Raw genomic sequence first — 24,082 nt, forward strand, 5'->3', positions numbered from 1 at the left:
GGAAGACGGGCATGCGCAACTACGAAGCGGAACTGGCGACCACGCTGCAAGGGCTATCGGTCAGTCGGGTCGACGGAGTGCTCTCGGTGACGTTCGACCGGCCGGAAAGTCTCAACGCGCTCACCGTGCCGGTGCTGTCGGGTCTCGCCGACCTGCTGGAGGCCACGGCGACCGATCCCGAAATCAAGGTCGTGCGACTGGGTGGTGCGGGCCGCGCCTTCAGCGCCGGAGCCAGCATGAACGTCGACGACTGGCACGGCGTCGGCTCGGCGATCAACTTCGGCGAAGAAGGGAATCGGGTGGTGCGCGCCATTACCGCGATGCCACAGCCCGTGGTCGCCGTCGTGCAAGGCCCGGCCGCTGGAAACGCCATCTCCCTGATCCTGGCGTGCGACCTGGTGCTGGCGGCCGAGACGGCCTATCTCACGCTGGGAGTCACCAGAATGGGACTGATGCCCGACGCCGGCGCTTCGGCCTCACTGGCGGCGACGATAGGCCGCGGCAGGGCGATGCGCATCGCGTTGCTCAACGAGCGACTGTCCGCGGCTGAGGCACTGACGTGGGGTCTGATCAGCGCCATTCATCCACCAGAGCGACTCGACTGGGAGGCGGCCAAGGTCATCCGGGCGCTGCTGACCGGTCCGTCGGCCGCGTTCGCGGCCACCAAGGCGGCGATCAACGCGGCCAGTCTGGACGGGATTGAGGTTGCGTTCGAACGCGAGCTGCAAGGGCAGGCGATCCTGGTGCAGTCCGACGACTTCATCGAAGGGGCCTCGGCGTTCCACCAGCGGCGGCCGGCCGCCTTCACTGGCAGCTAGCCCCGGCGCGGCAAATCCGTTGCGGTTCTTCGGCAATTCCGCGTGTCGTACCCCGATTCCGGCCGCGCCGCCCCTAAAATTTCTCGGATCAAGAGGAGGGGCAGCGACGTATCGGCATCACATTCGGCGCCGGACGAGGACGTGGTCAGGGCGCGCTGACAGCGAAAACCGAGCCGGGCGGAAAGAATCCCGCACCGGCACGTTCTGCACCCAGGTCTCGATGGGTTGCTCCCGTGCGGCGGGCCGGCCGACGGGCGGCGTGGGACCGGGGGGACCGGCCTAGCGGCATCCCCGCGTTGGACGGCCTGCGTGCCGTAGCCGTCGCCCTGGTGCTGATCGGGCACGGCGGTGTTCCCGGTGTCGGTGGCGGCTTCATCGGCGTGGACATCTTCTTCGTCCTCAGCGGATTCCTGATCACGTCGTTGTTGCTCGACGAATTGGGACGCTCCGGTCGTATCGACCTCACCGGCTTCTGGATACGGCGTGCGCGCCGCCTGCTGCCGGCCCTGGTGCTGATGGTGCTCACCGTGGGCGTCGCCCGCGAGTTTCTGCCCTACCAGTCGCTCGACGGTTTGCGCGGAGACGCGATCGCAGCCTTCGCGTGGGTGGCCAACTGGCGGTTCGTGGCCCAGAAGACCGACTATTTCACCCAGGGGGCGCCGTCTCCGCTGCAGCACACCTGGTCGCTGGGGGTGGAGGAGCAGTACTACATCGTCTGGCCGGTACTGCTGATCGGGATCACCTTGATCTTGGCCGCGCGGGCCCGGCGCTACTTCGCCAAGATCACCGTCGGTCATGTTCGGTTCGCCGCCTTTGTGATTGCCACGCTCGGTGCGACGGCCTCGGCCGCGGCCGCGATCGTCTTCACCTCCGACACCACCCGCGACCGGATCTATTTCGGCACCGACACCCGCGCCCAGGCGCTGCTGGTGGGTGCCGCGGCGTCAGCCCTACTGGTCAGAGACTGGTCGGCGCTCAACCGTGGGTGGTGCCTGATCCGGACCCGCTGGGCACGGCGGGTGGCACGGGCACTGCCGGTTGCCGGTCTGGCTGCGCTGGCGGCGCTGACGCACTACGCCTCGGGTAGCGCAAGCGAGTTCCGGCACGGGCTGCTGATCGTGGTGGCCATAGCCGCCGTCCTGGTGGTCGCCCCGGTGGCACTCGAGCAGCGGGGAATGGTGGCGCGGGTGCTGGCCTGGCGCCCGCTGGTGTGGCTGGGCGCGATCTCCTACGGCGTCTACCTGTGGCACTGGCCGATCTTCCTGGTGCTCAACGGTGAACGCACCGGATGGTCGGGACTCAACCTGTTCGGTGCCCGCTGTGTGCTCACGCTCGCGGTGGCCGGAATCTCGTATTGGGCGATCGAGCAACCGATCCGGCGCTGGCGGCCGCAACGGGTTCCGCTGTTGCCGTTGGCCGCGGCCACCGTGGCCAGCGCTGCCGCGGCGACGATCCTGGTGGTGCCGGTCGGCACGGGCCTGCACGAAGTCGGTCTGCCGCCCGGGGTTTCCGCGGTGGCGGCGGTGTCGCCCTCACCCCCCATCGACAACCGGCCGGCGCCAGGTCCGCGAGATCCCAATCAGCCGTTCACCGTTTCGGTGTTCGGTGATTCGATCGGCTGGACGATGATGCACTTCCTGCCGCCCACACCCGGGTTCCGGTTCATCGACCACACCGTCATCGGGTGCAGCCTGGTGCGCGGCACGCCGTACCGCTACATCGGTCAGACGCTGGAGCAGCGACCCGAATGCGACACCTGGCCGGGCCGCTGGGCAGCCCAGATCGCCCAGGACCGACCGGATGTCGCGCTCCTGGTCATCGGCCGTTGGGAGACTGTCGACCGGGTGAACGAGGGCAAGTGGACCCACATCGGCGACCCGGCGTTCGACGCGTACCTGAACTTCGAATTGAATCGGGCGCTCGACATCGTGGGCTCGACCGGGGTACGGGTGATGGTCGCCACGGTGCCCTACAGCCGCGGCGGTGAGAAACCGGACGGACGGCTGTACCCGGAGGACCAACCGGACCGGGTCAACCAGTGGAACACCATGTTGCGCAACGCAATTGGGCAGCGTCCGAAGGTCGGTATCGTCGACCTCAACAAAAAGCTCTGCCCGGACGGCGTTTACACCGCCAAGGTCGACGGCATCAAGGTCCGCAGCGACGGTGTGCACCTCACCCCGGAAGGGGTCAAGTGGATGTTGCCCTGGCTGGAAGAGTCGGTCCGCTAACCGGTCCAGCAGCTCAATTCCATGCTGTCAGTGGCCCGCACCGGGAAGTTGAAGCTCACGTAACCGTTGCCCGGATCGCGCATGTAATCCAGATACGGCCTGAGGTCGGCCGACTCGGTGTTGTCGGCGACCACCAGTGCACCCGGGGACAGCGACGGCTGCAGCAGTTTGATCACCGGCAGGTACAGGTCCTTCCACCCGTCCAGCAGCACGAAGTCGACCGGACCGTGCAGGTCGGCCAGGGTGGACAGGGCGTCGCCCTCCAGGATGGAGATCACCCCGTCCAGCCCCGTCTCGGCGAATGTCTGCTTGGCTGCGGCAATCTTGCTGTCGCTGAGCTCGGTGGTGATGACGGTGCCACTGCCGTTGTCCCGGACGGCCGCGGCCAGATGGATCGCGGAGATGCCGAAGGACATCCCGAATTCGACGACCGTCACCGGACGGCTACCCCGCACCAGCGCGTAGAGCAGCTGACCGGCTTCCGGTGTCACCGGGATGTAGAACTCGCTCATCGCCTCGGTACGCTCGGCCGCCGTCATCGGGCGGTCGAAATCGCCGCTCCTCGCCTGCAATTGCGCCATCTGGTCCTGCGCGGCGCTGTACATCCGCTCGAGCGTCGAAGCCACCGCGGGATCCTGCAACGTGTTTGCCATACCGCCGAGGGTAGGCGCTTGCCGTGACTACCGCGTTTGACGTGCTGGGATCGCAGTGCCACCATGGGACCTGCAAGCACCTCGGTAGGTGAGGCGTCTGCATGGATACAGGCCACTGACCCCGAACGTCGAAAGACGCCCCGGGTCAGGACAGCTCTTCCCGGCTTAAGGGTTGAGCCCAAGTGGCTTCCGGTCTTCGGCCCGGATACGCCGTGCAGTGCCAAAGCTCCGACGAGAGGGGTGCGCTCGACGTTCTGTCGGGCGTTCGCGCCTTTCTGTGGTGAATAGGGTGACACCCGCGTGTGTCCTGGCCGTGAGGGGGTGAGGGCGAGATGAGTCCCGGCGATAGTCCGTATCTGAAATCCATCCTGTCCCGATCCGGCTCCGGCATATCCGCCGGCTGAGATACTGCCGCGCCAGACGCGAGCCGGTCGGGCTTTCCGTCAGGAGTAGTCCAATGACCAACGTGACTTTCGCCATTCGCCGCTGGGCCGGCGCATTGAAGGCTTCGCTGCACATGACCGCCCAAGAGCGGGCCGACGCCTACGTAGCGCGGAGCCCCCTTGCGGTGCTGGCGGTCTAGGGCATGACGTCGCTCTCAAGCCCTCGTCCAGTGCTGCCCGCGGTGGCCGAACCTCCGGTGCTGGATCGCGCGCACACCGGCGACATCGTCGGCGCCTTCGGCCGTATCGGCCGCGACGGCCACGTCAACGGACGCTGGCGTCGGCTGCGGACTCTGCTGGTCATCAGCGGTCCCGGCCTGATCGCGATGGTCGGGGACAACGACGCCGGTGGCGTCGCGACCTACGCGCAGGCCGGCCAGAACTACGGGATGGCCCTGTTGTGGACGCTGGCGCTGCTGGTTCCGGTGCTGTACGTCAACCAGGAGATGGCGCTGCGGCTGGGCGTGGTCACCCGAGTTGGGCACGCACGCTTGATCTTTCAGCGGTTCGGAAAGTTCTGGGGCGCATTCAGCGTCGGTGATCTGTTGCTGCTCAACGCACTGACGATCGTCACCGAGTTCATCGGTGTGTCGCTGGCGCTCGGGTTCCTGGGTTGCCCGAAGAGCGTCGCGATCCCCGCCGCCGCCGTGTTGCTGTTCGCGGTGGTGGCCGGGGGATCGTTCCGCCGCTGGGAAGCGTTGATGTTCCTGCTGATTGCGGTGAACGTGGTGATCATCCCGATGACGCTGCTCGTGCGTCCGACCTGGACCGCCACAATCGGCGGGCTGACGCCGCAGTTCCCGGGTGGGCTCAACTCGACGGTGCTGCTGTTGGTCGTCGCGATCGTGGGCACGACGGTGGCGCCCTGGCAGTTGTACTTCCAGCAGTCAAACGTGGTGGACAAGCGCATCACCACGCGCTGGATCCCTTACGCGCGTGCCGATCTCGCGCTGGGCATCGTCGTGGTGGTGGTCGGGGCGACGGCTCTGATGGCGGTGACCGCCTTCGGATTGGCGGGAACTCCCGATGCCGGCAACTTCACCGACGCAGGTGCGGTGGCCGCGGGTCTGGCTCAGCACTGCAGCAGGACCGTCGGCGTGTTGTTCGCGGTCATCCTGCTCGACGCATCACTGATCGGCGCCAACGCGATCGGGCTGGCCACCACGTACGCCGTCGGCGACGCACTCGGCAAGCGGCATTCGTTGCACTGGAAGATCACCGAGGCGCCATGGTTTTACGGCGGCTACGCGCTGCTGCTCGCCGTGTCGGCGGCCGTCGCGTTCAGCCCGGACCATGTGCTGGGCCTGATCACGCAGGGCGTGCAGGCTCTGGCGGGTGTGGTGCTGCCGTCGGCCACCGTGTTCCTGGTGTTGCTCTGCAACGACCGCACGTTGCTGGGGCCGTGGTCAAACAGCCTGCGGCAGAACATCGTTGCCTGGACCATCGTGTGGAGTCTGGTACTGCTGTCGCTGGCGTTGACGGCCGCGACCCTGTTTCCGCGGCTGTCGACGTCGACCATCGGGATCGGGATGGGTGCCGGTGTGTTGGTTGGCATTCTCGGGGGTGTCGTCACGGTCCTCTCGAATCGTCGGGACCCGACGCCGCGGCTGACCCGCGCGGAGCGCGCGCAGGACCTCAACTATTGGCAGACACCGGATCTCGCGACACTCGAGCGCCCGGTGATGTCACCCACGCGGCGCGCGGGCCTGTTCACCCTGCGGGCCTACCTGGTGGTCGCCGTGGTGCTGGTGGTGGTGAAGATCGTCCAGGCCGGAGTGGGGTGAGCTTTACGCCACCACGTCGATGGGATCGCCGATGTTGACCTGGTTGAAGTACCAGGCGGCGTTGTCCGGACTGAGGTTGATGCAGCCATGGCTGACGTTCGCATAGCCCTGCTGGCCCACCGACCACGGCGCCGAATGCACGTACACGCCACTCGATGTGACACGAACCGCGTATGAGGCGGTGATCAGGTATCCGTCGGAGGAGTTCAGCGGGATACCGATCGTCCGCGAGTCCATCACGACGGTGCGCTCTTTGGACATGGCGTTGAAGTTGCCGATCGGCGTGGGGCGGCTCGGCTTACCCATCGAGGCCGGCATGGTGCGCAGCACCTCGCCGTTGCGGCTGACGGTGAAGGTGTGCGCGGAGATGCTTGCCACACCGAGCAGTTCGTCACCGGTCTCGAAGCCTTCGGTCAGTTCCTGCACGCCCACCGACACGTGGCTGTGCGCGGGCCAGTACCGGTCCGGAACCCACTGCACGAGGTTGCCGTCGAGCCAGCGGAAGTGACCGGTCATGTTCGACGGCGAGCCGATGTGGATGGACCGCTCGGCGGCACGGTGATCGAGCACCGGGGCAGTGAAGGTCACCTCGACGGGGGCTCCCACCCCCACTACCGCGCCGTTGGACGGGAAAATCGAGGCGACGCCGGGCACGGGGTGGGGTACCGGGACGGCGCCGGTGGCCGGGCTGCCCGACCCGGCCGCGGCCATTGTCGCGCTGGCCACCACGACAAACAGATAACGAACCGCTCGACGCATGGCCTTCACCCTTCGGGACGGTGCGATAAACACGACTCCGTCATTCTAGGGGCTATCCCGGGACCGCGGGCCATAGCAAACAATTTCGCCGTAGCGGGGACGGAGCGCGGCGCCAGACTGGCCCGGCCGGGACGCACGCGTTAGCCTCAGCGGGATCGTGCCCACGGCCACCAGGAGGTGCGGGTGCTCTTCCGCCAGCTGGAGTACTTCGTCGCGGTGGCCCAGGAACGCCATTTCGCCCGCGCCGCCGAGAAGTGTTACGTCTCCCAACCAGCGCTGTCGGCGGCAATTGCCAAGCTTGAGCGAGAACTCAACGTGACGCTGATCAATCGCGGCCACAGTTTCGAGGGGCTGACCCCCGAGGGGGAGCGATTGGTGGTGTGGGCAAAGCGGATTCTGGCCGAGCACGACGCGTTCAAGGCCGAGGTGCACGCGGTGCAGTCCGGCATTACCGGAACGCTGCGGCTGGGCACCGTGCCGACCGCGTCCACGACGGCGTCCCTGGTGCTGTCGGCCTTTTGCTCGGCCCACCCCTTGGCAAAGGTGCAGATCAGCTCCCGGCTGGCGACAACCGAACTGTACCGGCGCCTGCACGAGTTCGAGCTCGACGCCGTCATCGCGCATCCGGCGGACGTCAGGGACAGCCAGGATGTGGCACTCCTGCCGCTCTACGAGGAACAGTATGTGCTGTTGGCGCGATCGGACATGCTGCCACCGGGCGCATCCACGCTGCGCTGGCCGGACGCGGCGCAGCTGCCACTGGCCCTGCTCACCACCGACATGCGCGACCGGCAGGTCATCGACGCGGCGTTCGCCGAACATGACGTCACAGTGCACCCCCAGGTCGAGACGGATTCCGTTGCTTCCTTGTTCGCGCAAGTGGCGAACGGCAACTGGGCCACCATCGTGCCGCATACCTGGCTCTGGATGACACCGACCCGCGGCGAGATCCGGGCTGTCGAGTTGACCGATCCCGCACCGCGAGCGCTGATCGGGCTGGCCACCAACGCATCCGGCCCGGGATCGCCGGTGGCCCGCGCGCTGGTCACCTCGGCCCGGCACCTCAAACTCGACGAGTTCTTTGCCGCGCAGCTGCGCAACCTCAACCCGTAGACGTCGCGGCGCTCTTGGGATTCAGGGCGGACAGGTGCCCACTTTCCACACCGGCGGCGGGGTCGAGCCGGCAGTCGATCAGGGCGGGTCCGGCTGAATCGAGGGCTTCGGACAGCGCAGCTTCCAGTTCCTCCGGATTCGTCACGTGATATCCCTTGCCGCCGAACGCCTCTGCGAGCAACTCGTGACGTGCGCCCGAGTTCAGTACCGTCGGCGCCGGGTCGGACCCGGAGCCCGCTTCGTCACCGCGATACACGCCGCCGTTGTTGAGGATGACGACGGTGACGGGAAGCCGGTAGCGGCAAATGGTTTCGATCTCCATGCCGCTGAAGCCGAATGCGCTGTCGCCCTCGATGGCGACCACGGGCCGGCCGGTCTGGACCGCCGCGGCGATCGCGTAGCCCATACCGATGCCCATCACGCCCCAGGTTCCGGTGTCCAGCCGGTGTCGCGGCAGCTCCATGTCAATGACATTGCGGGTCAGGTCCAGCGCGTTGGCCCCCTCGTTGACCACATAGACGTCCGGGTTACGTTGCAGCACGGTCCGAATGGCGCGCAGCGCGTTGTAGAAACGCATCGGGTGTGGATCCTCGGCGAGCCGCTCGGCCATCTTGGCGTCGTTGCGGGCCTTGCGTTCGGCGAGTTCGACAGCCCATTCGCTTGGCGCGCTGATCGGGTGATCGCCAAGGCCATCGCGCAACGCCGCCATCACCGATCCGATGTCACCCGCCAGCGGCGCCTCGATCGGCTGATTGCTGTCGAACTCCGCCGCCTCGATGTCGACCTGAATGAACCTGCTGTCCGCCGACCATTGCGGTGACTCGCCATGTCCCAGCAGCCAGTTGAGCCGGGCGCCGATGAGCAGCACCACATCGGCGCGGGAGATGGCCAGCGAACGAGCGGCCGCGGCCGATTGGGGGTGCGAGTCGGGCAGCAGGCCCTTGGCCATCGACATCGGCAGGTAGGGGATGCCGGTGCTTTCTACGAATTCCCGAATCACCTTGTCCGCCTGGGCATAGGCGGCGCCTTTGCCCAGCACGATCAGCGGTCTGGCGGCCCGGCCCAGGATGTCGAGTGCCCGGTCGACCGCCTCGGGCGCCGGCAGCTGGCGGGGCGCGGGGTCCACCACACGCCAAATCGATTCTGCCGCTGCGGATCGCGTCATCGACTGTCCTAGCACTTCGCCCGGAATGTCCAGGTAGACACCGCCCGGCCGGCCGGATAGGGCTGCGCGAACGGCCCGCGCAACGCCGCGCCCGATGTCCTCGACGCGTGCGATTCGGTAGGCCGCCTTGACGAATGGCCTTGCCGCGTTGAGCTGGTCGATGTCCTGATAGTCACCGCGCTGCAGGTCCACCACCGCCCGGCTGCTGGATCCTGAGATCTGAATCATCGGAAAGCAATTCGTGGTGGCATTCGCCAATGCGGGCAGGCCGTTGAGGAAACCCGGACCCGAGGTCGTCAGGCACACACCGGGGCGCTGCGTCAGAAACCCGGCGGCGGCAGCGGCGTTGCCGGCCGATCCCTCATGACGAAAGCCGATATACCTGATGCCGGCGTCCTGCGCCGTGCGCGCCAGATCGGTTATAGGGATACCCACGACCCCGTAGATGGTGTCCACATCGTTGGCCTTCAGCGCATCCACCACCAGGTGAAAGCCGTCGGTCAGCGGTTCGGTCATGGTGGCCGCCCCTCTCTTGGCTGGTGTCTCGGCACTCACTGTCGTCCGGTTCGGCTGCCGTGTCCAAGACCCGGTCGCTATCCGGTGATTCACGCTGTTTATCGACTATTAGCGGATCGGTATTGGACAGCGCTGACCGGCACCGGCAGGGTTCTCGTTGAGACGGACGAAGGAGCTGTGAATGACTTCCGTGCAGAATGTGCGCTTCACCGATCTGATCGAAGCGACAGCCACCCACGCGCCGGATGCGCGCGCGCTCATCGTCACCGACGACCGCATCCCGATCACCTACCGCGACCTGCTTCGTCTCACTGACGACCTGGCCGCCCAACTGACCGGGGCCGGCCTGAACCCGGGGGACCGGGTGGCCCTGCGTGCGGGCAGTAATGCCGAGTTCGTCGTCGGGTTGCTGGCGGCCTTGCGCGCGGGCCTGATCGTGGTTCCGCTGGACCCGGCGCTGCCGGTCGCAGAGCAACGCGCCCGCAGCGAGGCCGCGGGCGCCCGTGCCGTGCTGGTCGACGACCACGAGTCCGGGTGGTGGCCGATTACCGTGACCCCCCTGGACGGCGCGTTCGCGGCGCGCCTGACCGCGTCCACCGAGCCGGGCCCGGCGACGGACTCCCCGGAGGGCCTGCACGACGACGACGCGATGATCATGTTCACCGGCGGTACCACCGGATTGCCCAAGATGGTGCCCTGGACGCACGACAACATCGCCGGGTCGGTGCGGGCCATCATCGCCGGATATCAGCTCGGCCCGCGCGACGCCACCGTCGCGGTGATGCCGCTCTACCACGGGCACGGGCTGATCGCCGCGTTGCTGGCGACCCTGGCATCCGGTGGCACCGTGTTGCTGCCCGCCCGGGGACGGTTCTCGGCGCATACCTTCTGGGACGACATCGACGCGGTGCGGGCGACCTGGTACACGGCCGTGCCGACGATTCACCAGATCCTGCTGGAGCGGGCGTCATCAGAGGAAAAGCCCAACGCCGCTTTGCGTTTCATCCGCTCCTGCAGCGCGCCGCTCACCCCCGAGGTGGCCGAGGCGCTGCACACCGAGTTCTCCGCGCCCGTGGTGTGTGCCTTCGGGATGACCGAGGCCACCCACCAGGTGGCGAGCACCGGTATCGACCAGGAGACCAACCCCGCGGCTTCGACCGGACTGGTCGGCCGCTCGACCGGGCCGCAGATCCGCATCGCCGGTCACGACGGGCAGCCCGTCGAGCCGGGCGCGGTCGGCGAAGTGTGGCTGCGCGGCGCCACCGTGGTCCGGGGCTACCTCGGTGATCCCACGATCACCGCGGCGAACTTCACCGACGGATGGTTGCGCACCGGTGACCTGGGGACGCTGTCTGAGGCCGGTGACCTCAGCATCCGTGGGCGGATCAAGGAACTCATCAACCGCGGCGGGGAGAAGATCTCTCCGGAGCGCGTCGAAGGCGTCCTCGCCACTCACCCGAATGTGTTGGAAGTGGCCGTTTTCGGCGTGCCGCACCCGATGTACGGGGAAGCCGTCGCGGCCGTCGTCGTGCCGCGGGGTGCGTCACCCACCGCCGGCGAACTCACCGAGTTCTGCCGGGATCGTCTGGCGCCCTTCGAGATTCCCGCCACCTTCCAGGAAGCCGAGGACCTGCCGCACACGGCCAAGGGCTCGCTGGACCGCCGCGCGGTGTCGGCGCGCTTCGGCCGGCCCGGGTGACGTTGTCAGCCGGCCGTCGCCTTCACCTTGACGGCAGCGGATTCGGGCATCGGCTCGTAGCGGGCGAACGTGCGGGTGAACGATGCCGCACCGTGCGCCAGGGAGCGCAGGTCGACGGCATAGCGGGTCAATTCCACCTGCGGCACCTCGGCTTTCACCAGCGTGCGCTCGTGGCCGGCGGTGTCGGTCCCCAGCACCCGGCCCCGACGGCCGGACAGGTCGCCCATCACGGCGCCGACATAGTCGTCGGGCACCAGCACCGAGATCTCGTCGATCGGTTCCAGCAGGATCACCTTCGTCGCGGCCGCCGCCTCGCGCAAGGCCAGCGAGCCCGCCATCTGGAACGCGAAGTCTGAGGAGTCGACGCTGTGCGCCTTGCCGTCGAGCAGGGTGACGCGGATGTCCACCATCGGATAGCCGGCGTGCACGCCCTTCTCCATCTGCGCCCGGACGCCCTTCTCCACGCTCGGGATGAACTGGCGCGGCACCGCACCGCCGACCACCTTGTCCACGAACTCGAAGCCGCCGCCCTCCGGTAGCGGCTCCACCTCGATGTCGCACACCGCGTACTGGCCGTGGCCACCGGACTGCTTGACGTGCCGCCCGTGGCCTTTCGCCTTGCCGCCCAGCGTCTCTCGCAACGGCACCCGCAATTCGACGGTGTCCACGGTGACGCCGTAGCGGTTCGACAACGCCTCGAGCACCACGCCGACATGGGCCTCACCCATGCACCAGAGCACCACCTGGTGTGTCTCCGGGTTCTGCTCGATCCGCAGCGTCGGGTCTTCGGCGGCCAACCGCCCCAGCCCGACCGACAGTTTGTCCTCGTCAGTCTTGGCGTGCGCCTGAATCGCGACCGGCAGCAACGGTTCCGGCATGTTCCACGGCTTGAGCACCAGCGGTTCGGCCTTGTCCGACAGCGTGTCGCCGGTCTCGGCCCGGCTCAGCTTGCCGATCGCGCAGATGTCGCCGGCCACCACTGCGGATGCGGGCCGCTGCTGCTTGCCGAGCGGGAACGACAGCACCCCGATCCGCTCGTCTTCGTCGTGGTCGGGGTGCGTGCTGCCGTGCCCGTGCGGACCTGAGCTGCCGTTGCCGAAGAACGACGAAAAGTGTCCCGATACATGGACCGTCGCATCGGGCTTGATGGTCCCGGAGAACACCCGGACCAGGCTGACCCGGCCGACGTAGGGGTCCGACGTCGTCTTGACGACCTCGGCGAGCAGTGGCGCGTCGACGTCGCAGGCCAATTCCTCGTGCGTGGCGCCCTGCGGTGTGAAGACCTCCGGGAGTGGGTGTTCGCGGGGCGACGGGAAGCCTCGGGTGGCGACTTCCAGTAGTTCATAGGTGCCCACACCGGTGCTGCTGCATACCGGGATGACCGGGAAGAACGACCCGCGGGCCACCGCCTTCTCCAGATCCTGGATCAGGACTGACTCGTCGATGACTTCACCGCCGAGATAGCGCTCCATCAGCGATTCGTCCTCGGACTCCTCGATGATGCCTTCGATCAGGCTGCCGCGGGCTTCCTCGATCCGGTCGGCTTCGGAGGCGTCGGGCTCCGACTCGGTGCGCTTGCCGTCGGAGTAGTTGTACTGAGTCTGCGACAACAGCCCGATCAAGCCCGACACGGGTGAGCCGGTCGGCAGGTACAGCGGTAAAACTTTGTCGCCGAACACGTTCTGCGCGGCATCGAGCGCCTCGCCATAGTTGGCGCGGGCGTGGTCGAGCTTGGTGATGACCACCGCGCGGGGCATCCCGACCTGGCTGCACTCCTGCCACAGCGACTTGGTGGGCTCATCGACGCCCTCGTTGGCGGCGATGACGAATAGGGCGCAGTCGGCGGCACGCAGTCCGGCGCGCAGTTCGCCGACGAAGTCGGCGTATCCGGGTGTGTCCACCAGGTTCACCTTGACGCCGGCGTGCGCCAGGGACGCCACCGCGACACCCACCGACCGTTGCTGGCGGATTTCGGCGTCGTCGAAGTCGCAGACCGTGCTGCCGTCGGTGACCGACCCGGGCCGGGACAACACTCCGGCAGCGACGAGCAGCGCCTCGACCAGGGTGGTCTTGCCGCCGCCGGAGGGCCCGACCAGGACGACGTTGCGGATGCCGTCCGGACCCGATGCGGTGGGGGCCGTGCTCGCGCCCGGGGAACCACTCACTCTGTCGGCCATGACAATCCTCCAGTTCTCCCGGGGTGCCGCCGACTCCCGTACGCGGCGTGATCCAGCCCACAGGACGCACGAGCAACTTTTCTCCCAACCGCGGCCCAGCACAAGGGTCGGGGGCGCCCCTATGTCACTGCTACGTCAGGCGTGCCAGCTGGACCAGCGCGTTGCGGTCACGGTGATGACCGGCCCGTCCAACGGAACAGATTGGTACTGCGGATATTTCGCGCGCAGCAACCGGTAACCCGTGTGCAGTGCGGGGCCGTCGGCCGCGACGGTGGCGGTGCCGTCAACGCGCACCCACCACAATTGCGTCCAATCCTCGGCGTAGTGGTCGGCGAGCAGGCTGACCGCCGGGTTGTGCTCGATGTTGGCGAGCCGGCGCAGCCGCTGGTGTTTCTTGGGCTTGGCATCGACCGCGGTGTAGACGACGTCCCCGTCGACCGCGAACACCACCGGCACCAGGTGCGGTATTCCGTCAGGCGCCACAGTCGCCAGCCGCGCCACCGGGGATCGAGCGAACCAGGCCCGGGCGTCCACGCCACCAGCTTAGAACCGGCGCATTACCCGGTGACGTAAGTCACCACCGGCCTATTGGATTAGGCCGTTAGCGGGTCCGTCGGCTTAGGCTGTTTTTAACTCGGTGCCCATTTGACTCGGATGCGATCCGGCATTTCGCCGAATTGGTGCCTGACCACCGTTTAAATGGGTATCTGGATTACGGTGGTCCCAGACAGCGCCGCCGCCCGGACCTTACGGCTGGGACAATATGACTATTAGCCCGACGCAGGAGGATTACCGGATGAGCAAAACGCGCCACCGTTCATTCAGGTGGTCATGGCCGGTTGCGGTCATGGCCGTGGTGGGAATGGTCTGCGGACTGGGTCTGGCAACGCCCCCGGCGCCCGCCCAGGCTGCGCCGTACAAGCAGTTCCCGGCGGTGCCACTCGACCCGTCGGCGCTTGTCGGCCAGGTCGGTCCGCAGGTGGTCAACATCAACACCAAGCTGGGCTACAACAACGCGGTGGGAGCCGGCACCGGCATCGTCATCGACCCCAACGGCGTCGTGCTGACCAACAACCACGTCATCTCGGGCGCCACCGACATCAGCGCCTTCAGCGTCGGCGACGGACGCACGTACGGCGTGGACGTCGTCGGGTATGACCGCACCCAGGACGTCGCAGTGTTGCAGCTGCGCGGGGCCGGCGGTCTGCCCACCGCCTCCATCGGTGGCGGCGTCAGCGTTGGTGAGCCGGTCGTGGCCATGGGCAACACCGGCGGGCAGGGTGGTACCCCGCGCGCTGTCGCCGGCAAGGTGCTCGCCGTCAACCAGACCGTGCAGGCGTCGGACTCCTTGACCGGGGCCGCCGAGACCCTCAACGGACTGATCCAGTTCGACGGCGCGATCGCGCCCGGCGACTCCGGTGGGCCGGTCGTCAACGGCGCGGGTCAGGTGGTCGGTATGAACACCGCGGCGACCGAGAACTTCCAGATGTCGCAGGGCGGTCAGGGCTTCGCCATTCCGATCGGGACGGCGATGAGCATCGCCAACAACATCCGGTCCGGCGGCGGGTCGCCCACCGTGCACGTCGGCCCCACGGCCTTCCTCGGCCTCGGTGTCGTCGACAACAACGGCAGCGGCGCACGGGTCCAGCGCGTCGTCGGCAACGCTCCTGCCGCGGCGGCGGGGATTTCCAACGGTGACATCATCACCGCCCTTGACGGTGTCCCGATCAACTCGGCCACCGCGATGTCCGATGCGCTCAACGGGCACCACCCGGGCGACATGGTTTCGATCAGCTTCACCACCAAAACCGGGGTCGCCCGCACCGAGAACGTGACCCTGGCGGAGGGTCCTCCGGCCTGATCGAGTCAATTCGTTTGGCGCTGGCCGTGATTCACCGTCGTGTTCGGAGTCGGGTTGCTTCGGGTGATTCTTAACCAGGTGCGTCGGGTACCCGTGGCATCGTGGATTTGATGAATGACGCGATAAGCGCCTCGAAGCAAGATCCCGCACACCATCCAGCGGAGGGCAGTCACGTCGAAGGGGGTGTGGTCGAGCACCCGACCGCCGAGGACTTTGACAACGCGGTTGCCCTGCCGGCGGATCCGACCTGGTTCAAGCACGCGGTGTTCTACGAAGTGCTGGTGCGGGCGTTCTTCGACTCGAACGCCGACGGTTCCGGTGACCTGCGTGGACTCATCGAACGCCTGGACTACCTGCAGTGGCTGGGAGTCGACTGCCTGTGGTTGCCGCCGTTCTACGACTCTCCGCTGCGTGACGGTGGTTACGACATCCGTGACTTCTACAAGGTGCTGCCCGACTTCGGCACCGTCGAGGACTTCGTCGCGCTGATCGACGAGGCTCACGCCCGCGGTATCCGGGTGATCACCGATCTTGTGATGAACCACACGTCGGACTCGCATCCGTGGTTCCAGGAGTCCCGGCACGACCCCGACGGGCCATACGGCGACTACTACGTCTGGAGCGACACCAGCGAGAAGTACACCGATGCCCGGATCATCTTCATCGACACCGAGGAATCCAACTGGACCTTCGATCCGGTGCGCAAGCAGTTCTACTGGCACCGGTTCTTCTCGCACCAGCCGGACCTGAACTACGACAACCCGGCCGTGCAGGAAGCGATGATCGACGTGCTGCGGTTCTGGCTGGGCCTGGGTATCGACGGGTTCCGGCTGGACGCGGTGCCGTATCTGTTCGAGCGCGAAGGCACGAACTGCGAGAACCTGCCCGAGACGCACGCCTTCCTCAAGCGGGTGCGCAAGGTGGTGGACGACGAGTATCCCGGCCGGGTGCTGCTGGCCGAGGCCAATCAGTGGCCGGCCGACGTCGTCGAGTATTTCGGCGACCCCTCCACCGGCGGCGACGAATGCCACATGGCGTTTCACTTCCCGCTGATGCCGCGCATCTTCATGGCGGTGCGCCGCGAGTCGCGGTTCCCGATCTCGGAGATCCTGGCCCAGACCCCGGATATCCCGGACCTGGCCCAGTGGGGGATCTTCCTGCGTAACCACGACGAACTGACCCTGGAAATGGTCAGCGACGAGGAACGCGACTATATGTACGCGGAGTACGCCAAGGATCCGCGGATGAAGGCCAACGTCGGCATTCGCCGCCGCCTGGCGCCGTTGCTGGACAACGACCGCAACCAGATGCAGCTGTTCACCGCGCTGTTGTTGTCGCTGCCCGGTTCGCCGGTGCTGTATTACGGCGACGAGATCGGGATGGGCGACGTGATCTGGCTCGGTGACCGCGACGGCGTGCGGACTCCGATGCAGTGGACACCGGACCGCAATGCCGGGTTCTCCACCGCCAACCCGGGCCGGTTGTACTTGCCGACCAACCAGGACTCGGTCTACGGCTACCAGGCGGTCAACGTGGAGGCGCAACGCGACACGTCGACGTCGCTGCTCAACTGGACCCGCACCATGCTGGCCGTGCGCCGCCGGCACGACGCGTTCGCCGTCGGGTCATTTCACGAACTCGGTGGGTCCAATCCCTCGGTCCTGGCCTATGTGCGGGAAGTGGTGCGAGAGGATGCCGAAAACGACGTCGTGTTGTGCGTCAACAATCTGTCTCGGTTCCCCCAGCCGATCGATATCTCTAGGTGAGCGGCGTGTGGAGTCGACGTCTACGACGGGGCCGCGGCTTGGCGTAGGTCCGTCGTCGTGGCCGGGTTATCTGTAGGAAGTCGTCGACGGTGGTGGGCTGCGCTGTGGCCCCGTTGGTTCTGGTTGGGTCCGGTCCGGCTATGACGGATGCGGTGTCGCCGCAGGGATGCGGGATTCGAGGAGTCGGCTGCGAAGTGCTTCGTTCTCGGTGCGAAGCTGCGCGAGTTGTTCGGTGAGTTCACGGTTGCGGGCGATCGCGGTGGCGAGTTTGGTGCGTAGCGATTCCAGGCTTGCCGCGCGCCCTGTTGCGGCCGTCGCCGTGGTGGTCGTGGTGGTGCGGAGGTTGGTGATGTCGTCGCGTAGTTGGCTGTGCTGGTAGAGGAAGCTGGTCGATACACCGGCGTCGCGGGCGACGTCGACGAAGGTGACGGGCTGACCGGTGTTTCGCAGTCGGGTGATCGCGCGGCGGGCGCGGGCGGTGGCGTCGGTGGTGCGGGCGGCGGCTGCTGCGGTCAGGCGTGCGGTGCGGCGTTCGCGGTCGTCGGCGCTCACTGAGGTTCCTGCGTGGTGTTCGGGTCGATTTCGCTGATCAGTTTGGAGACCTTGTCGAGCATCGCCGTGTTCAATTCGACGGCGGCTGCGTCGCCGCGCTCGTGAGCGTCGGCGGTGAGGCGTTGCAGTTGGTCGCGGTGCGCGATATGGGCGCCGAGGAAGACCCGGCCGCCGGGGTCGTGGAAGGAGCAGTCGAGGCAGGGGTTGGGCCGGAATTCGCAGCGTTGCGCCGTTGGGAGAGTGCAGAATCCGTTGGGCAGCGCGGTGGTGAACCGGGCCCGGAGCCGCTCCACGTCGGCGTCGGTGTTGGTCGTGTCTGTTGCGGCGCTGTTCCAGAATTCACGTGCTTTGCGGGCCAGGGTGTCGTCGGTGATGCGGGCGTATGCCGAGGTCATGGTGTCGCTGTGGTGGCCGAGGAAGTCGCGCACTTCTTGTTGGGTCCAGCCGTTGTTGAGCAGTGTGGTTCCGATGGTGTGCCGGAAGCGGTGCACATCGCCGCCGGAGATCGGCTCGCCGGTGATGGTCGAGGTGGTGATGCCGTGTTCGGTGAACAGTGCGGCGAGGCGGTGCCGCAGGCCGCTGGTCGACCAGGGTTGGGTGCGGCCGGCGGCGGCGTTGGACCGGGCGCCGGGGAATAGGTGCTCGGCGTCGGGGCCGTAGGTGTCGCGCACGCGGGTCTGCTGGTCGAGGACGATGGTTGCGAGGCTGTCCGGGATGGGGAATCGGCGCCAGGCCCGGGTTTTGGGCATCCAATATTCGATCCAGTAGCCCGCGTCGGAGCGGTGCAGGCAGTCGATGGGCAGGGCGACCAGTTCGGAGATGCGGCAGCCTGCCCACCGGGTGGTGGCGATCATCGACCGCAGGGTGGGGTCGGTTGCGGGGTTGTCGACGATCAGCGTGTCGACGCGTTCGATTACGTCCGGCGGGAACGGGCGGGGGCTGCGGGTCTTGCGGTGCACGTTCTCGCCTCGTCGGAGGAACACCGCCGACCCGAGAGCGGGCACGATCTGGGTGTCGTGCAGCGACTCCAGCAGGTAGGCGGCGGTATTGGCCAACCGCGCGTCCGCTTGGGTGTCCGGTCGCCGGGTCCACGCCAGGTAGTCAAGGAAGACCGGCCTGGTCACCGCGGACGGTTCCGGTGATTCGTCGTCGCGGGTGAGGAACCGGGCGAGCTGGCGGGTGGCGCGCACCCACTGGGTCAGCGTGCCCCAGGCCAGGGTGGCGGTGGTGAGCTGCCGGCGTGCGAGTTCTTTGACCGCGTCACGCAGCCACGGCACGGTCACCGTCGACCAGTCCACGGCGGTGTGTGTCGATCCGGATTGGGTGGCGTCGAGAACGAATTCGAATCCGTCTCGCCAGTGCCAGTGGTCGTCGGCCCACGGGTCCGGGTTGGTGGCGCCGTCGAGGAGTCGGAAGAAGCGCCGAATGTAGGGTGCGCACAGGGAGTCGAACGAGCTCGCGTGCGGCCAATGCTGCCGGCACAGCAGAAGCCACTCGCCGGCGGGTCGCTCGGTGAGGGAGTCGGTGATCCGGCCGTCGGCGGTGTCGATGAGCACCATCAAGAAGCGGCGGAGGCTGGTGTTGGGGGTCCAGTCGCCGCGGCGCACCTTGGTGGCGACGACGAACCGGATCTCATCGGCCGCGATCTGCGGTAGCCGCCGGAAGTCGACGATCTGGGCCGAGAGGTGGCCGCGCGGGGCGCCGACGGGTTGGGCTTCGAAGGTTGCCCATGCGGTGAAGTCGGCGGGCTGGCCGGCGCGGAACCATTGGAAGTAGTGCGCGTAGCACAATCCGCGCCGCTCGGCGCCTGCGGAGTGGGGGCCGCCCAGCCAGTACCGCTCGCTGTTGCATGCGTCGACGGCGCAGGGGTCCGCCGCCTGGCGGCGGCGGTCTCCGGCCGGTTCGACCACCTGCCACGTCGGCTGACACCACGGCCCGTCGGGTACCCGTAGCGGCGAACGGCGGCCTCTGCGCGTGGAGTCAGGGTGGGAATCAATGTTTCTCATGGCCTGCCTCGCGCTGCGGTGGCGCCCACACCAGCTGCTCGGTGCGGCGCAATCGGTCTGCCAGATCGTCGCTGGCGAGGTGGATGTAGACGTCGGCGCTGGCGGCGTGCGACTGGCCAAGCCGGGCAGCGATCTCAGCCGACGTCCATCCGGCCTTGGCCAGCGCAGTTGCGTGGGTATGGCGCAGCATGTGTGGGTGCAGCCCGTCAAGGCCCGCTACGGAGCCGATGTGCTCGATGATCTGGTAGGCGTTCGAGTACGACAGCGGCCCGCCGACCGGGGGCCGGGACAGGTTGACGAACACGTAATCGCTGTCCAGGTCGGAGATCTCACTGAGGAGGTAAGCGGCGTACAGGTCGAAGAACCGGCGGGGCGCGGCCACCGCGAATTGCGCTCGCTGCTTTGACAGCGCCCCGTTGGCGTTGTCCTCCCGGCGGCACACCTGCACTCGCTTGCGCATCGGGTCCAGGTCGGCGTGCCGTAGGCCTAACGCCTGCCCGACCCGCAGGCCCAGGTCATAGAGCGCGGAGAGCAGCAGCCGGTCGCGGTGGGTCGACGCCGCCGCCAGCAACGTCGCGAAGTCGGCCTCGAAGTCGATCAGCTGCACGGTCTCTGCCGGCTGCTTGCCCGGCCGGGTCAACCGGGAGACCGCGCTGGGGTGGCGTTGCTCGATGTGGGCCAGGAAGCTGTGTGCCCGGCGCGGGAGCCGCGACGGGTTGCGGGTCAACACCAGATCCTGCGGTCCGCGGCCTTCGACGCGGTGGAACTCGTAGAACTCGCGCACGGCCGCGCTCACCGCTTTGACCGTTCCCGGCGCCCGGCTACCGGACCGGGTCGGCAGCGGGGGCAAACCGGCCGACAGCGCCCCCACGAAATCACACAGTGCGTCGAATACTACGGCGTCCCAGTCGATTCCGCGTGCGCCCAGCCACCGGTAGAACAAGCTCAGGTGGCGCGCATACGAGCGGACGGTGTTCTGCGACCGGCCGATCGCACGCAGCCAGTGCAGGAACTGCTCGACCTCCCCGACCGGTAGGCCTGAAGCGTCTACGACCGTCCACGACGCCCGTCCGTGGATGGTCACCGGTGCCGCCTTCACTCGGCATCCCGGGTTTCCTCGGGGCGCCGGGGCCGCACCTGGATGTCGGGCCGCAGGTCTTCCTGCGGTTGGCGGGCCGGCATCGGCGCGGCTGCGGCGGTGTCGGCAGGAAGTGCCCCGGGCAGCCACTTCATGTCGCGCTTGCGCCACGTCGCGTATTGGGCCTGCACCTTGGCCATCGGAACCTCGAAGCGGTCCCAGTCGACGCCCGGCGCGCTGACCCAGATCCGGCGGATATGGGTGTCGGTGACGATGTCGTAGTCCCAGGTCAGCTCGCAATGGGTGGGATCGCCGATCAGGCCCAGGGTCGCCGAATCCTGGGTGAAGAACGCGGTCCGCCGCGGGGTGGTCGGTTCCATCTCGTTGTGGTGGATCATCATGTGCGTCTTGCCGCGGCTGTTGATCTCGGGCCAGCGGTAGGGCTTGACGACCGTGTGTCCGGGTGGATGCATGCCGCGGGTGCTCAGCCACACATCGGTGCCCGCCGCGACGGCGGCCGCAACATATGTGCCGCGCCCGAGCCCTTGCATCACGGTTCGCAGATGTGCGGAGTGCCGGGCCGACAAGGCGTTCCAGTCATCGACGGCGGCCAGCAGCATCGCCCCCACCCCGACCGCCACCTGGTTGAGCAGCCGTCGGGCCTCCTTGCGGGAGACCGGACGGTCGGGTGTGTTGGGTTGATCCATCGGAGCTGTCACGACCCCGCCTTTCAGCCGAAAACCTTGCATAGAATCGTGCGGACCGGGGTAAAGTTTGAGGCCGGAAGACACGCCGATCGCATACGGAGCAGCCGGTCTGCAGGCGTCACGGGCTGGAGTTGCGCTATCGTCACACCAGCCACACACGCCCCACGTCCGTTAGTGGGCGTGAACTGGGAAAACGCAGATCAAACGGTGTTTCTGCGCGAATTCGCGGCGGCGGCGGGCTAGTGTCGAAAGACAGCACCGAGACGGTTGGGGAGGCGATCTGTGACGGCACCGGACCCGTACGACGACGCGGCGAACAGCGTGATGGTGCAGTTGACCCGGTTGTCGCGTGGGTGGTCGAAAAAGCGCCTGGCCGACGAGGCCGGGGTGTCGGCCTCGCACGTCAGCAGGGTCGAGGCGGGGCTGCTGCCCCTGGCAGGGAAGGCCTTGCTCGACTACGCGCAGGCCATGGAATGCCGCCCGGAAGCGCTGTGCGTGCCCTTCACCCGGTCCCCGGCCCAGGGCAGCCACTTCCGGGCCAACCTGAGTGCGGCCGAGTGGAAGCGTGACCGCGTGTGGGCGCGCGCGAATCTTGTCGCGATGCGGATCGGCCGCCTGGTGTCCCGCGCCGACATCAACCCCAAGCTTGCGCTTCCCGATCTCGACCCGGCCGACTACGCCTCCGAGCTCGGAGAGATCACCGTCGCCCAGGTTCTGCGCCGCCTGTGGCGCGTCGCCGGCCCGATCCGCTCGATGACCGAATTGCTCGAAGCCGCAGGGGTGTTCGTTGTGGTCGATGGTTTCCTCGACGACGAGATCGACGCGGTGACCCTGCGAGCAAGCGAGTATCACCCGCACCTGGTGTACGTCAACGCGGCCCGGCCGCCCGACCGCATGCGGATGACGCTGGCCCACGAACTCGGCCACCTGGTCATGGATGCGATGACGCTGGTCAGCCCCGCCGAGGCCGAGCGGCGGGCCAACAGTTTCGCCGCCGAGTTCCTCGCCCCCATCGCCGACATCGGCTTTGACTTGGACCGCGTGTCAGTGCGGGCCGTGCATGAACTCGATGAGCTGCGCCTCACCTGGGGTGTGAGCGCGTCGTCGCTGGTCGTGCGGGCCCGCGAGCGAGGTGTGCTCTCCGACTACCAGTACCGCTCGATGTTCCGGCTGCTCAACGAGACCGGCCGCATGTATGGCCCCCGCCCCGGCGTGGCCGAGGAGATGCCCCGTCTCGTCGGCGACGTACTCGGCCAACTCGCGGCCGGCGGCTACACCGCCAGTGAACTCGACGACATTACGCTGCTCACCGGCGCGCAACGCGGCGCGCTCTTCGGCGTAAGCGACAGGCCCGGCGCCCGGCACCTCACGATGGTCTAAACACCGGGCGCGATCGTGGGCTGGAATCGCACCCCGGTCCGCGACGAGCAGTGGAAAGCGCCGGTCCACTGGACCAAGCAGGGGCAAGCCCTTGAGCAGGACCACGCCGCAGGCGGCCGCCGATGCCGTGTGGTGAACGACAGTGGTGGTGCGCTCGGACGGGTCGTCCTGCGGCGCAGATACCTGCGTATCTACGCCGAACTGCGGTGGCAGACCAACAACAAAGAATGCAGCACGTACCTCTGCCAGGTATCAGGCAAGAGCCGAAGCGCAAACCTGGCGGCCGCCTGGCGGCGAGCGCACAGTCTCGGCCTGACCGCTGCCGGCCGTGACGCAAAGGCGTGATAAGTCATCGGCAAACACCACACCTTGCTGACCTCCTCGCCTGGCTGGTTACGCGATGGATGATGCCGGTGGTCAACGCGATATCGCGGAGGCGGCTACTTCGGCCACCGGATCATGGTCCCGGCCTGGCTGTGCCAGTGGTTTGGTGCGCCCGGCCCGGACACCGTTGGCGATGACGACGATTTCGGCGAGTTCGTGCACCGCGACGACCGCGGCCAGGCCGAGCACACCGGTGAGGGCGAGCGGGATGAGCACTGCGATCAATCCCAGTGAGAGGCCGACGTTTTGGAGCATGATGCGCCGGGCTCGCCGCGCGTGGGCCAGGGCCTGGGTGAGGTGGCGCAGGTCTTCACCCATGAGGGCGACGTCGGCGGTTTCGATGGCCACGTCGGTGCCCATCGCACCCATCGCGATCCCCAAATCGGCGGTGGCCAGAGCGGGGGCGTCATTGACGCCATCACCGACCATGGCCGTCGAGGAGCGTTGGCGCAGTTGACCGATCAGCGCCGCCTTGTCTTCGGGCCGCAGATCGGCATGCACCGTATCGATCCCCACCTGGCGGGCCAGGGCTTGGGCGGTCGCTTGGTTGTCGCCGGTGAGCATGGCGACCTGATAGCCGCCGCGGCGCAGGTGTTCGACGACCTGGGCGGCTTCGGGCCGCAGTTCGTCGCGCACCGCGACCGCCCCAATGACCTGACCGTTGTCTTCGACCAGCACGGCGGTGGCGCCGGCGGCCTGCATGGCCGCGACGTGTTCGGACAAGGGTCCGGGGTCGAGCCAGCCGGGGCGCCCGAGCCGTAGCCGGTGGCCGTCACGGTGGCCGAGCAGTCCGGCCCCGGTCACCGCCTCCACATCCTCAGCTGGTTGGACCGGCCCCTCGGTGGCGGCGAGAATCGCTGCAGCCAGCGGGTGTTCGCTGCGGGCCTCCAACGCCGCCGCCACATCTAACACGTGGTCGCGGCTGTTGCCGTTGGTGGTGGCGACGTCGATGACGGTGGGCTGGTTGGCGGTCAGGGTGCCGGTCTTGTC

General features: G+C 67.5%; 19 protein-coding genes, 1 pseudogene and 1 riboswitch. Of the genes and pseudogenes, 10 read left to right on the plus strand and 10 right to left on the minus strand.

The features are described 5' to 3' along the window. Positions 1–11 precede the first annotated feature (11 nt). Positions 12–818, plus strand: a complete 807-nt coding sequence (locus QXH22_RS13750) for an enoyl-CoA hydratase-related protein (RefSeq protein ID WP_306275913.1) — start codon at positions 12–14, stop codon at positions 816–818. 233 nt (positions 819–1,051) lie between these two features. Beyond that, entirely contained in the window at positions 1,052–3,049 is a 1,998-nt protein-coding gene (locus tag QXH22_RS13755; RefSeq protein ID WP_306275914.1) for an acyltransferase family protein, read from the plus strand. On the opposite strand, the gene QXH22_RS13760 is transcribed toward QXH22_RS13755, so the two are convergent. Further along, positions 3,046–3,702 (minus strand): O-methyltransferase, encoded by a 657-nt coding sequence (locus QXH22_RS13760; RefSeq protein WP_306275915.1) that lies wholly within the window; start codon positions 3,700–3,702, stop codon positions 3,046–3,048. The two genes, QXH22_RS13755 and QXH22_RS13760, sit on opposite strands and share 4 nt — an antisense overlap. 73 nt (positions 3,703–3,775) lie before the next feature. Continuing rightward, positions 3,776–3,949: riboswitch (M-box (ykoK) riboswitch) on the plus strand. A 210-nt stretch (positions 3,950–4,159) separates the two neighbouring features. Between QXH22_RS13760 and QXH22_RS13765 the strand changes: the two genes are divergently transcribed. Together QXH22_RS13765 and QXH22_RS13770 are read left to right on the plus strand one after the other, a co-directional pair. Then, the gene (locus QXH22_RS13765; protein WP_306243414.1) at positions 4,160–4,285 is read left to right on the plus strand and encodes a hypothetical protein; all 126 of its coding nucleotides are present in this window, start codon (positions 4,160–4,162) and stop codon (positions 4,283–4,285) included. A 3-nt stretch (positions 4,286–4,288) separates the two neighbouring features. Next, positions 4,289–5,929, plus strand: a complete 1,641-nt coding sequence (locus QXH22_RS13770; protein ID WP_306275916.1) for an NRAMP family divalent metal transporter — start codon at positions 4,289–4,291, stop codon at positions 5,927–5,929. A 3-nt stretch (positions 5,930–5,932) separates the two neighbouring features. Here the strand turns inward: QXH22_RS13770 and QXH22_RS13775 are convergent, their stop codons facing one another. Then, on the minus strand, positions 5,933–6,688 hold the full coding sequence (locus QXH22_RS13775) for a L,D-transpeptidase family protein (RefSeq protein ID WP_306243410.1): 756 nt from the start codon (positions 6,686–6,688) through the stop codon (positions 5,933–5,935). A gap of 183 nt (positions 6,689–6,871) precedes the next feature. On the opposite strand from QXH22_RS13775, the gene QXH22_RS13780 reads away from it, so the two are divergent. Next, a complete protein-coding gene (locus QXH22_RS13780; RefSeq protein ID WP_306243409.1) occupies positions 6,872–7,801 on the plus strand; it encodes a LysR family transcriptional regulator in 930 nt (309 codons plus the stop codon). Here the strand turns inward: QXH22_RS13780 and oxc are convergent. Continuing rightward, positions 7,791–9,482: an oxalyl-CoA decarboxylase gene (gene oxc / locus QXH22_RS13785; RefSeq protein WP_306275917.1), complete on the minus strand. Its 1,692-nt coding sequence runs from the start codon at positions 9,480–9,482 to the stop codon at positions 7,791–7,793. The genes QXH22_RS13780 and oxc overlap by 11 nt on opposite strands. 181 nt (positions 9,483–9,663) lie before the next feature. Between oxc and QXH22_RS13790 the strand changes: the two genes are divergently transcribed. Continuing rightward, complete coding sequence (locus QXH22_RS13790) at positions 9,664–11,181, plus strand: FadD7 family fatty acid--CoA ligase (protein ID WP_306275918.1); 1,518 nt, start codon at positions 9,664–9,666, stop codon at positions 11,179–11,181. A gap of 5 nt (positions 11,182–11,186) precedes the next feature. Here the strand turns inward: QXH22_RS13790 and QXH22_RS13795 are convergent, their stop codons facing one another. Beyond that, on the minus strand, positions 11,187–13,358 hold the full coding sequence (locus QXH22_RS13795; RefSeq protein ID WP_306243403.1) for an elongation factor G-like protein EF-G2: 2,172 nt from the start codon (positions 13,356–13,358) through the stop codon (positions 11,187–11,189). A 135-nt stretch (positions 13,359–13,493) separates the two neighbouring features. Continuing rightward, positions 13,494–13,892, minus strand: a complete 399-nt coding sequence (locus QXH22_RS13800) for a TIGR03668 family PPOX class F420-dependent oxidoreductase (RefSeq protein WP_306243401.1) — start codon at positions 13,890–13,892, stop codon at positions 13,494–13,496. A 262-nt stretch (positions 13,893–14,154) separates the two neighbouring features. On the opposite strand from QXH22_RS13800, the gene QXH22_RS13805 reads away from it, so the two are divergent. Further along, positions 14,155–15,219, plus strand: coding sequence for a S1C family serine protease (locus QXH22_RS13805; RefSeq protein ID WP_306243400.1), 1,065 nt, complete (start codon positions 14,155–14,157; stop codon positions 15,217–15,219). Between the two features lie 110 nt (positions 15,220–15,329). After that, positions 15,330–16,976 (plus strand): annotated as a pseudogene (gene treS, locus QXH22_RS13810) (maltose alpha-D-glucosyltransferase); the annotation flags it as partial. Between the two features lie 147 nt (positions 16,977–17,123). On the opposite strand, the gene QXH22_RS13815 reads toward treS, so the two are convergent. The 4 genes from QXH22_RS13815 to QXH22_RS13830 form a co-directional block, all read right to left on the minus strand. Continuing rightward, entirely contained in the window at positions 17,124–17,537 is a 414-nt protein-coding gene (locus QXH22_RS13815) for a DUF6262 family protein (protein ID WP_016895229.1), read from the minus strand. Further along, on the minus strand, positions 17,534–19,447 hold the full coding sequence (locus QXH22_RS13820; RefSeq protein ID WP_016895228.1) for a tyrosine-type recombinase/integrase: 1,914 nt from the start codon (positions 19,445–19,447) through the stop codon (positions 17,534–17,536). Before QXH22_RS13820 ends, QXH22_RS13815 begins: the two co-directional genes overlap by 4 nt. 82 nt (positions 19,448–19,529) lie before the next feature. Further along, a complete protein-coding gene (locus tag QXH22_RS13825; protein WP_231752584.1) occupies positions 19,530–20,627 on the minus strand; it encodes a tyrosine-type recombinase/integrase in 1,098 nt (365 codons plus the stop codon). Between the two features lie 11 nt (positions 20,628–20,638). Next, positions 20,639–21,340: a hypothetical protein gene (locus QXH22_RS13830; RefSeq protein ID WP_231752585.1), complete on the minus strand. Its 702-nt coding sequence runs from the start codon at positions 21,338–21,340 to the stop codon at positions 20,639–20,641. A 270-nt stretch (positions 21,341–21,610) separates the two neighbouring features. On the opposite strand from QXH22_RS13830, the gene QXH22_RS13835 reads away from it, so the two are divergent. Together QXH22_RS13835 and QXH22_RS13840 are read left to right on the plus strand one after the other, a co-directional pair. After that, positions 21,611–22,708, plus strand: a complete 1,098-nt coding sequence (locus tag QXH22_RS13835) for an XRE family transcriptional regulator (RefSeq protein ID WP_016895225.1) — start codon at positions 21,611–21,613, stop codon at positions 22,706–22,708. Between the two features lie 15 nt (positions 22,709–22,723). Next, positions 22,724–23,053, plus strand: a complete 330-nt coding sequence (locus tag QXH22_RS13840) for a hypothetical protein (protein WP_016895224.1) — start codon at positions 22,724–22,726, stop codon at positions 23,051–23,053. 72 nt (positions 23,054–23,125) lie between these two features. Here QXH22_RS13840 and QXH22_RS13845 read toward each other — a convergent pair. Then, the coding region (locus QXH22_RS13845) for a cation-translocating P-type ATPase (protein ID WP_306275919.1) at positions 23,126–24,082 on the minus strand (957 nt) is incomplete at its 5' end.

This window comes from Mycobacterium sp. TY814 (assembly GCF_030755175.1).
Taxonomy (GTDB): domain Bacteria; phylum Actinomycetota; class Actinomycetes; order Mycobacteriales; family Mycobacteriaceae; genus Mycobacterium.

Coding starts and splice junctions, on each gene's coding strand:
- QXH22_RS13750 (WP_306275913.1), top strand. CDS start 12: ATGCGCAACTACGAAGCGGAACTGGCGACCACGCTGCAAGGGCTATCG.
- QXH22_RS13760 (WP_306275915.1), bottom strand. CDS start 3,702: ATGGCAAACACGTTGCAGGATCCCGCGGTGGCTTCGACGCTCGAGCGG.
- QXH22_RS13765 (WP_306243414.1), top strand. CDS start 4,160: ATGACCAACGTGACTTTCGCCATTCGCCGCTGGGCCGGCGCATTGAAG.
- QXH22_RS13770 (WP_306275916.1), top strand. CDS start 4,289: ATGACGTCGCTCTCAAGCCCTCGTCCAGTGCTGCCCGCGGTGGCCGAA.
- QXH22_RS13775 (WP_306243410.1), bottom strand. CDS start 6,688: ATGCGTCGAGCGGTTCGTTATCTGTTTGTCGTGGTGGCCAGCGCGACA.
- oxc (WP_306275917.1), bottom strand. CDS start 9,482: ATGACCGAACCGCTGACCGACGGCTTTCACCTGGTGGTGGATGCGCTG.
- QXH22_RS13790 (WP_306275918.1), top strand. CDS start 9,664: ATGACTTCCGTGCAGAATGTGCGCTTCACCGATCTGATCGAAGCGACA.
- QXH22_RS13795 (WP_306243403.1), bottom strand. CDS start 13,358: ATGGCCGACAGAGTGAGTGGTTCCCCGGGCGCGAGCACGGCCCCCACC.
- QXH22_RS13805 (WP_306243400.1), top strand. CDS start 14,155: ATGAGCAAAACGCGCCACCGTTCATTCAGGTGGTCATGGCCGGTTGCG.